Below are 10152 nucleotides of genomic sequence, written 5' to 3'. Positions count from 1 at the left end.
TGCGTAACCGATATAGAAGATAGGATCTATGACAAGCCGGGGGGTTGCGTATGAAACATACAACGTTTAGAACCGCACTTATTGCCATGCTGCTCAGTGTATGGCTGCTGCCGTCGTTCAGCTCCGCCCAGACAGCCGTTCCAGATCACACCGCTTCGTTTTACGTGAACGATTTTGCCAATGTGATTGATGCCAAAACCGAGAATTATATGGTCAACTACGGTGTGCGCCTGCATCAGAAGGACGGGGCGCAGGTCGTGCTCGTTACTGTTGATTCCACGAACGGCATTTCCATGGAGGAATACGCCACTTCTCTGTTCAACTCCTGGGGAGTCGGGTCGGCGGACAAAAATAACGGAGTGCTGGTGCTGTTGTCCATCAAAGACGACGATTATTGGGCCGTTCCCGGCAAAGGGCTGGAATCTGCGCTGAACGGCAATAAGCTGTCGCAGATTCTCTCTGAATCACTGGAGCCGGATTTCGCCAGAAAGGATTACAGCGCCGGCGCACGTAAGACCTATGGTGCGTTGGTCCAAAGTCTTGGCGGGATTTACTCTGAAACGATAGGCTCCAGAATTTACGTCGGCGATAACGCCGGGGTGTTCAAACAGGTCACCAAGGATTATCTTAACCAATCCGGCAACCGGTATCAGCCTACAGCCAACAGCGGTGTTTATGTCGTAACCGTTAAGAATTCGGGAGACAAGAGCCTGGAGGATTACACCTATGCCAAGTTCGCATCGATGGGGGCCGGACCGAATGATGTCCTGCTGGTGCTGGATACCGGCGGTGACAACTATCATGTGCTGCAGGGAAAGGGCATAGACGGCATACTGACCAATGACGCAGTCAAAGATATTCTGAATAGAGAGCTTGAACCGTTATTTGCCCAAAAGGATTATGCCGCCGGCGCAACCGCTGCGGCCAATGCTTTTTACAGCTTTTTTCTGGCCCGGGCGGATCATGTCCAGGAGGCGGCGGCCAATTCCGGCACACCCGCGGTGGCCGCCGGTCAACCCGTAAAAGGCTCTGCAAGCCCCGTTACGGTCAAGGAAGTAACGCCCGTTTCCATGTCCAAGGGCTTGACCATCCTGACAATCTTTCTGTTCATCATTCTCCTTATCAGCTGGGCTGCGTCTCGGCGCAACCGGCATATTGCGCTCTATGGAATGCCGGTTAATCCATACAGCGCGCGCAATATCCGGCGTTACGGCACCTGGTACGGCCAACCCGGCTACGGCTCAGGGAGCCGCTGGTATAACCGCCGGCACCGCCAGCGCAGATCCCCGGCGCCGCAACGTCATTCCGGCAGCAGCTTCTGGGGCGGCGGCTCCGGCGGCGGCTCGACAAATCACGGCGGGGGCGGCTCTTCCGGCGGAGGCGGAGCCGGACGCAGTTCTTCACACCGTGAGACGAATCACGGCGGCGGATCAAGCAGCGGAGGCGGAGCCGGAACACATTCCTCCGGCTCCTCCGGAGGTTCCAACCATGGCGGCGGAGGCAATGCAGGCGGCGGAGGCGGCGTGGGACGGCATCGCTAGCATGTAACCATCCTAAGTGGGAAAAAGCACCACTAATTGAACCCGATTGGCATAAGGAAAACTCTTAGTGGGAAAAAGCACCACTAATTCTGCCAAAAGCAGCCGCATGTGGTAAATTGGCTGGAATTAAGTGTACAAAATCCCACTAAAGTCTTTTGTAGCTACAATTCGAGTGAATTAGTTTTACTTTTTCCACTTAGCTTCCTTTCCCTATTCATCTAAATAAGGTTAGCATTATTAGGTGAATTGTTTCTCCGTCACTATCATTGGAGCTGCCAGTTGGCAGCTCTTACTCATTTATAGCGGGAAATATACTGTAAGCTTCATGCGCACATGTTCAATAGGGCGATGAAAGGAAATACAACAAATAGGTTCAGGAGCGCTTGGAAGTAAAGGGAACCCTTAGCAATAGATTTGTAGAGTTGGAAAACTCCGGGAGGTCCGTTCAGCTGTTCACAAGCGCTTTGGCAATCTGCACACCCGCTTCATTTGGTATAGGCCTTAGCAACAATTAAACAAACTGAAACCTTTACTCTCGCATTATCGTCTATGATGGGGGATATGAGCCAATACATACTTCCATTATCAGGAAATCCCAGGGAGGAAATCAAGAAGTGAACTCTTCATCGTTACCGCAGCGCTCTACAGTCCGCAAGAAGAAGAAGCCTGTCCGCAAACGCAAGAAAAAAAGCTTTTTCCGCACACTCTCCAGAGTCTTTCTATTCTGTATATTCCTGCTGCTGGCCGCCGGGGGCTGGCTGTATTTTGCACCCTCTGCCCAGAACACCCGTTATTTGATTGCGGATACGCTAATTACGACACAACACCGCTATATGGCGAAATATATTATTGGCGAAGATGAACTGGAGGACCGCGTCACAGAATACAATCAGCGGTTTCAGCATATGGGCGACGAGAAGGACACCCATGTGATTGAAGAACCCGCCGCAGAGGAACAAGTGAAGCCGCTGGTTGAGATTGAGAAGGTGGCCGGCAGCGGTTACAGCGGCTATGTTATGACTGTCAATGACCCGACCAAAGTCCGCTTGGGTGTTCCGGACAAGATAGGCTCGGGTGAAAAAGTGACCAGCATGGTCGCCCGCACGGGAGCCGTTGCCGGTGTGAACGGCGGCGGGTTCGCCGACCCGAACTGGAAGGGCAACGGCTTCAAGCCGATTGGCCTGGTCATCTCACAGGGCAAGCTTTTCTATAATGGTCTCGGCGGCAAGAATTCCACACAAATCGTTGGATTGGACAAGCAAGGGAAAATGATCGCCGGGAACTACACGCTGGAGGAGCTAAGCAAGCTGGGCGTACAGGAGGCCGTGACTTTTCAGCCGCGGATCATTGTTAACGGCAAAGGCCTGATCAACAACGCGGCAGAAGGCTGGGGGATTGCACCGAGAACGGCGATGGGCCAGCGTGCGGACGGCGCACTTCTGTTCGTAGTGATTGACGGCAGACAGCCGGGATACAGCATTGGTGCGAACCTCTATGATGTGCAGCAGATTATGCTCAAGCATGGGGCCGTAATCGCGGCCAACCTCGACGGCGGTTCTTCTACAGTTCTGGTGAAGGACAATGAAATCCTTAACAAACCCTCGTCGCAATATGGCGAGCGCTACCTGCCCACTGCATTCCTGGTGTTCGAGCATCCTGAAGAGGCTGACATCAAGAACATCTGGGAAGGTCTTGACCCGTCCAAGATCGATGCAGGTAAAAAGCGCAGCCAATAGAACGGATTGCGGGACAGCCATTCATTCAGCATGGATGGAACAAAGAATCTGTGCTACGATAATCAAAAATAAAGGTGCCGTCCTTTTTTAGGCGGTATCTCTTTTAACAGCTAGTGAGTGAGGGATCGGCAACAGCAGTCCTTGCCCAAAGGAGGAACAGGTTTGACTTTGCAGCAGCTCCGCTATGCGATCGAGATTGCCAACAGCGGCTCGATGAATGAAGCGGCCAAGAGGCTTTTTGTATCCCAGCCAAGCCTCTCCAATGCCATCAAGGAGCTGGAGAGCGAGCTGGGCATTACGATCTTTGAACGGAATAACCGGGGCATCAGCATTTCAGCCGAAGGCGTGGAATTTCTGGGTTATGCCCGGCAGATTATTGAACAGACTGAATTTATGGAGAACCGCTATACCGGCAAAAAGCGCAGCCCGCTCTATTTTTCCGTGTCCACCCAGCATTATGCTTTTGTTGTGGATGCTTTTGTGAAGCTGCTGAAAGAGAACAAGGTGGCGGAATACAACTTCAGTCTGAGAGAGACGCAAACCTATGAGATTATCGAGGATGTGCGCACGCTCCGCAGTGATCTGGGGATTCTCTATATCAATGAGGGCAATTATAAAGTGATGAACAAGCTGTTCAGTGACGGGAATTTGAAATTCACCCCGCTGTTCAACACCAATCCTCATGTGTATGTGAGGGCTGGACATATTCTTGCCGGCAACGAAATGATTACGCATGAGGATATCCTGCCGTTTCCGTACATTACCTTTGAGCAGGGCGACAACAACTCTCTGCATTTTTCCGAGGAGATGCTCAGCTTCACGCAGATTGAGAAAAATATTCAGGTGACCGACCGGGCAACGCTGACCCAGCTCTTGCTGGGCAGTGATTCCTACACTGTAGGTACAGGAATAATGGATGCAGAGCTGAATGGCGACGGACTGGTGACAATACCTTTTGACAGTCCTGAAGTGTTCACTGTGGGCTGGATTGCCCATAAGGACCGCAAGCCGGGCGAGATGATGTCCACCTATATCGATATTCTCAACGACCTGGTCTCCAGAAATTATTTCGACCTTAAATCTTTTTTACTCTAACAGCAGGAGGGACGTATGATCAGTCCAGTTATCGGCTCCACACGAAATACTCCGCCCTTTCGCTACGATATCGTCGGCAGCTTCCTCCGCCCGGAGGAGCTCAAAGCCGCACGCAGTCTTCACCTACAAGGTGAAATTACGGACGGGCAGCTTCATGAAATCGAGAATACGGAGATACTCAAGCTGCTGGAACAGGAGAAGGCGCTAGGCCTGAAGGCTGTGACCGACGGAGAATTCCGCAGGTCCTGGTGGCATCTTGATTTCTTTTTTGGGATTGCAGGAACGCAGAAGATCAGTCTGGATCAGGGCAGAGGAGCCAAGGAGGGCGTGCAGCGGGCAGAAAGCTTCCGGATTGCCGGCAAAATCGCCTTCGGGAATCATCCTATGGTCAGCCAATTTATTGAGCTGCAAAGGATGGCTGGAGATACCCTGGCCAAGATGACCATTCCATCTCCGGCATTGTTTCACTTCGTGCAGGATTATAACGGAAATGAGATTTATCCTGACCGGGAAACGCTGTACCGTGACATTATCAGCGTCTACCGGGATGCAATTCAGGCATTCTACGAAGCGGGCTGCCGTTATCTGCAGCTGGATGATACGACCTGGGGAACCCTCTGCAGCGGCAGACACCGGGCGCATCTGCGCAGCCGGGGCATTGATCCCGATCAGCTCGCCAAGGATTATGTGCGGCTGATCAATGAAAGCATCGCCGGACGGCCAGCGGATATGACCATTGCGCTGCATGTCTGCCGGGGCAATTTCCGGTCCGCCTGGTTTGCCGCCGGGGGCTATGAGCCTGTTGCGGAAGTATTGTTCGGCCAAGCGGAAGTCGACGCTTTTTTCCTTGAATATGACAATGAACGCTCCGGCGACTTCGCGCCTCTTCGCTTCATCCGGGGTCAGCAGGTGGTGCTGGGTTTGGTAACTACCAAGCACGGCGGACTTGAGAGCAAGGAGCAGATTATCGCGCGCATTGAGGAAGCCGCCCGGATTGTCCCTATCGACCAGCTGTGCCTCAGCGCCCAATGCGGCTTCGCCTCCACCGAGGAAGGCAATATTCTGACCGAGGAAGAGCAGTGGGACAAGCTGCGGCTGATTATTGAGACGGCGAATGAGGTTTGGGTGTAAGGGATGAAGGATGATATGGCTAATCCATAAAAGTATGAACGAAAAGAAGGCAGGAAAACTTTCCTGGCCTTTTTTCGTTTGTTCTCGAAAGATAAGAACTTATATGTTGCCAGCTATAAATCATGGTAGATGAAATAGCGGGAAAAAGATGACTTAATCCAGGCTGATTTCCTGAAAAGGGAAACATTGACCGGATTGGGTATCCGTTTTCCCCAAAGGAATACTATCGAGTGCTGCCCAAAATACAACGCCAAAATACAACGCCAAAGCACAACCCTAAAGATATACCAGTAGTAAGAGAGTTCTTATTCATAGTCAACACCTCACTTTTTTATATATTATGAATTTAAACTTTATCAGTTTCAAGCAGTCGGGCGTAAACCCGGGAAGCGGCATAACACACCGGATTTTTGTTTTATATCACATCAAATGTTATTTGAAGAATACATATGAACACTAACATTTTGTGAAAAAATTATGAAATAATATCTTCTTGGCTGAACTAGGGATATACTGGACAATAACGGTCATTTGCAGCATAACGGTTATCCGGAGCGCGTTATGACTTGTTCATTACGGGAGGTGGAACGATGGGGGTTCTTTCAAGTATCCTTCAGTCATATGATGACATTGAGGAAGAACTTAAATTTTTTATTTTTGATAACTCATCCATAGTGTTTGCTGAGTTCACCTCGGATCTCCTGCAGGATGGGACCATGAAATGGGCCAAACTGAAACCGATTGAGGTCTATTTGCAGGCGCATGTGCTGTCGGATTATGTTCGCTTAACCTCATGGTGCTCGTTGATTCTTAAGAATGTAAACAGCCGCAATGTTGGGAAGTTCGAGCAAAGCATCGGCAATGTTCTGAGCTATATAGAGCAGGATACGATCCTGATGTTCACTACTTTGAAGGATATATTTGCTGATATCAAAAGTGAACTGGATCTTCAGCGCCATATTATTGCCCAGCCTTACCGGGATACGCTCCTTAATAAACAGATTGGATAACAGAGGCAGTACCACAGCGAGGATTACAGCTCTCGTCCCCAAGACGACAATCTTGCGGATGAGGGCTTTATTGCTTTTTGGCAGGTGATTTTTCATGCATGGTCAGAAAAATAGCAAAATGTGCAAATCCCGATAAGCGTGGACAGAATGCTGGCTTTGCTGGATTTTTAGCAGGCGATGGGACTGCCCTTTACGGGATATATCGAACAGAGGTATAATATATGGGACTGTTTATAATTAATGTTGGAAAGTGAGCGGGAACAATATGGGTCGTAAGTGGAATAATATTAAAGAAAAGAAGGCGTCCAAGGATGCCAATACAAGTAAGGTATACGCCAAGTTCGGTGTGGAAATTTATGTAGCCGCGAAGAAAGGTGAGCCGGACCCGGAATCGAACCGTGCGCTGAAGGTCGTGCTGGAGCGTGCCAAAACGTACAATGTGCCCAAGGCCATTATCGACCGGGCCCTGGACAAAGCCAAAGGCAGCGGCGACGAAAACTACGTAGAGCTGCGCTACGAAGGATTTGGCCCAAGCGGCTCGATGATCATCATCGATGCGCTGACCAACAACGTCAACCGTACAGCGCCTCTGGTCCGCTCGGCGTTCAGTAAAAACGGCGGCAACATGGGTGTCAGCGGTTCTGTAACCTATATGTTCGAGCCAACGGCTGTTATCGGTCTGGAAGGCAAAACGTCCGACGAAGTCATGGAGCTGCTGATTGAAGCGGATCTGGATGTGCGCGATGTGCTGGAAGAGGACGAGGCTGTAATTGTCTATGCCGAGCCTGACCAGTTCCATGCTGTGCAGGAGGTATTCCGGGGCGCCGGAATTACGGACTTCACTGTGGCTGAGCTGACCATGCTTCCGCAGAACTACGTGGCTCTTCCGGAGGATGCCGAAGCACAGTTCGAGAAGCTGATTGACGCTTTGGAGGAGCTGGACGATGTGCAGCAGGTCTACCATAACGTGGATTCGGAAGAATAGAACCGCCGTTAACCAAAGCCGGACAGGCTGAGCATATCTGCCTGTCCGGCTTTTTGCGCGTGAATGGAGTTAACCCTGGTCCGCTGCGGCGTATAATCACCTCTATACTTTGCCACAATAAACTGAAGTGACTATCAATTCTGTAATCTTTAAAAAACACAATAAAGAAAATTAATTTATCCTGAATTGAATCAGCTTATATGAGTGGAACCGGAGAACCTGAACAAGCGGATGGAACGCAAGGAGGAGATTCATAGGGGACTGAAGCGAAGTGTAAAAAGTAACACTAATGGGCTGGAATTCTGGCTCTAACGGGCTTTAGTGGGATTTTGTACACTTCATGGAGGCCCGCTCCCGCCATACGGCTGATTTCAGCCGGATTAGTTGTACTTTTTCCCACTAGGGATGATCCAGGATCGGAATGAGCTACCTTAGTTATCCTTTTTACCACTAAAATGGCTGTCATGGATGTACAATGCTTCAATTAGAGGGTGGATCAACTACTACGGACACTTCTACAAATCGCAGCTATACTCCGTTTTACGTCATAGACGGCAGAGTTTCCGGTAAAGGGCATAGTACTCTTTTACACTACGATGTGTTATATTCTATGAAAAATAGCAGGAACGTATGTGCTTATTTCATGAAAAGAGAGCAGGGGTTATCGTGGCGGAGTTCCGGGTATTAAGCGTGGTCCATACCGTTTTAATTAAAGATCAAGAAATAGTTCTGCTCAGGCGCTGCAACACCGGACATGATGACGGCTGCTACGGCCTTCCGGCAGGACGGCTGGATGGCGGGGAACAATTGCATGAAGCAGCTGCCCGTGAGGTATATGAGGAATGCGGAATTACTGTTCAGCACCAGGATTTGAAGAGGCTGGGGGTTATGCATATTAAGACGAATGACGGCGGACGGATTGATTTTTTCTTCACCGCTGAGCGCTGGTCGGGTGAGCTTCTAAATGCCGAGCCAGATAAATGCGATGATATTGGCTGGTTTTCTTTGGACAAGCTGCCTGAGAAATTGATTCCTTTTGTGAAGCAGGCAGTGGGAAAGCTAAGGGATGATTTTTGGTTCTCCAGCCATGGGTGGTAAGCGGTGTTCCTATACCCTAACATAAAGCTTAACAGGGTTGTGTAATTTATCTTATTGACAAAAGTGCAGCGAATTCCTATTATCTTATTAATCCTATGAAAATACTCGAAATTAGTTGACCGGCCAGCCGGAGGCTCTGTACATAAAGTGAATCTGCCCTTATGCGGATTTGCTTTATTGCCCAGGGCCTTCTTTTTTTGAAAACATAGGAACCCGTGTAGAGCGGAAATCAGCTTTGTTTACCAATCGTTGTGATTAATATCACAAAATCTAATAGGAAGAAGGTTGCGCATGACCAATCATTTGTTTACTTCCGAATCCGTTACCGAAGGCCATCCCGACAAAATCTGTGATCAAATTTCCGATGCGATCCTTGATGCGATACTGGAGCAGGACCCGGAGGGAAGAGTGGCTTGTGAAGTTGCAGTTACCACCGGACTAGTCCTGATTGCCGGCGAGATTTCAACGGCTGCGAGTGTGAACATACCCCTCATCGCCAGAAAGACAATTCTGGACATTGGTTACAACCATTCCTCACTTGGCTTCGACGGCAGCACCTGCGCGATTCTCAGCTCGCTGGATGAACAGTCGCCGGATATTGCCCAGGGTGTGGACCGCGCTTTCGAATCCAGAACAGGAACCGGGGCGGAAGAGGACAGTGACGATCTTGGCGCAGGTGATCAAGGGCTTGTGTTTGGGTATGCCACGGATGAAACGGCGGAGCTGTTCCCGCTGCCGATCTCATTGGCACATCGGCTCTCCAGGAAACTGGCGGAGGTGCGGAAGAACGGCAAACTCCCTTACCTGAGACCGGACGGCAAAACCCAGGTTACCGTGGAATACGATGGGGAGCAGGCGGTCCGGGTGGATACCATCGTTGTCTCCACGCAGCATGACCCGGATGTGGAGCTGGATCAGATATGGAAGGACATCGTTCAGCATGTGATTGAACCGACCGTACCTGAAGGGCTGCTGGACACAGAGACCAAATACTATATTAATCCTACCGGACGGTTTGTAGTTGGCGGGCCGCATGGTGACGCCGGTCTGACCGGACGGAAAATCATTGTGGATACTTATGGCGGTTATTCACGTCATGGCGGCGGAGCCTTTAGCGGCAAGGACCCGACCAAGGTAGACCGGAGCGCGGCATATGCAGCGCGGTATGCAGCCAAAAATATTGTCGCCGCCGGACTGGCGCGCAGAGCGGAAATCCAGATTGCCTATGCCATCGGGGTTGCGAGTCCGGTATCGATATCCGTCAACACCTTTGGAACGGGCAGCTTATCCGACCGTCAGATCGCTGGGCTTGTGACCAACACCTTTGATCTGAGGCCTTCAGCAATCATAAGGCAGCTGGATCTCAAACGGCCTATTTACAGCCAGACTGCGGCGTATGGTCATTTTGGCAGAAGCGATATTGATCTTCCCTGGGAAAAGACAGACAAGATTGAGGAACTGAAAGCAGCGGCCGGGCTATTGCGGAACCCTGCGGAAGCTGCACAGGCTGCACATCATACACTTAGCTGATTTGTGATATCGTACCGGACTTGAGC

9 protein-coding genes are annotated in these 10152 nt (G+C 50.4%); all 9 read left to right on the top strand.

The window, feature by feature from the left end; translation table 11 throughout:
- The first annotated feature begins 50 nt into the window (after positions 1–50).
- The 9 genes from HYD27_RS04940 (at position 51) to metK (ending at position 10126) form a co-directional block, all read left to right on the top strand.
- Positions 51–1541, top strand: coding sequence for a TPM domain-containing protein (locus HYD27_RS04940; protein ID WP_219212153.1), 1491 nt, complete (start codon positions 51–53; stop codon positions 1539–1541).
- Positions 1542–2155: 614 nt separating this feature from the next.
- A complete protein-coding gene (locus HYD27_RS04935) occupies positions 2156–3277 on the top strand; it encodes a phosphodiester glycosidase family protein (RefSeq protein WP_219212151.1) in 1122 nt (373 codons plus the stop codon).
- 162 nt (positions 3278–3439) lie between these two features.
- A complete protein-coding gene (locus HYD27_RS04930) occupies positions 3440–4372 on the top strand; it encodes a LysR family transcriptional regulator (RefSeq protein WP_219212149.1) in 933 nt (310 codons plus the stop codon).
- Between the two features lie 15 nt (positions 4373–4387).
- Positions 4388–5503: a 5-methyltetrahydropteroyltriglutamate--homocysteine S-methyltransferase gene (locus tag HYD27_RS04925; RefSeq protein WP_219212147.1), complete on the top strand. Its 1116-nt coding sequence runs from the start codon at positions 4388–4390 to the stop codon at positions 5501–5503.
- Positions 5504–6093: 590 nt separating this feature from the next.
- Entirely contained in the window at positions 6094–6513 is a 420-nt protein-coding gene (locus HYD27_RS04920; RefSeq protein WP_219212145.1) for a hypothetical protein, read from the top strand.
- 265 nt (positions 6514–6778) lie between these two features.
- Positions 6779–7498: a YebC/PmpR family DNA-binding transcriptional regulator gene (locus tag HYD27_RS04915; RefSeq protein ID WP_219212142.1), complete on the top strand. Its 720-nt coding sequence runs from the start codon at positions 6779–6781 to the stop codon at positions 7496–7498.
- Between the two features lie 459 nt (positions 7499–7957).
- Positions 7958–8068: a group II intron maturase-specific domain-containing protein gene (locus HYD27_RS04910; protein WP_228744998.1), complete on the top strand. Its 111-nt coding sequence runs from the start codon at positions 7958–7960 to the stop codon at positions 8066–8068.
- 96 nt (positions 8069–8164) lie between these two features.
- Positions 8165–8596 (top strand): NUDIX hydrolase, encoded by a 432-nt coding sequence (locus HYD27_RS04905; protein WP_309242017.1) that lies wholly within the window; start codon positions 8165–8167, stop codon positions 8594–8596.
- A gap of 291 nt (positions 8597–8887) precedes the next feature.
- The gene (metK, locus tag HYD27_RS04900) at positions 8888–10126 is read left to right on the top strand and encodes a methionine adenosyltransferase (RefSeq protein WP_219212135.1); all 1239 of its coding nucleotides are present in this window, start codon (positions 8888–8890) and stop codon (positions 10124–10126) included.
- The last annotated feature ends 26 nt before the right edge of the window (positions 10127–10152 follow it).

This window comes from Paenibacillus sp. S150 (assembly GCF_019352175.1).
Classification (GTDB): Bacteria; Bacillota; Bacilli; order Paenibacillales; family Paenibacillaceae; genus Paenibacillus_AQ.
Note: the sequence above shows the minus strand (reverse complement) of the source record. Positions and strands in the feature narration are given on the sequence as shown.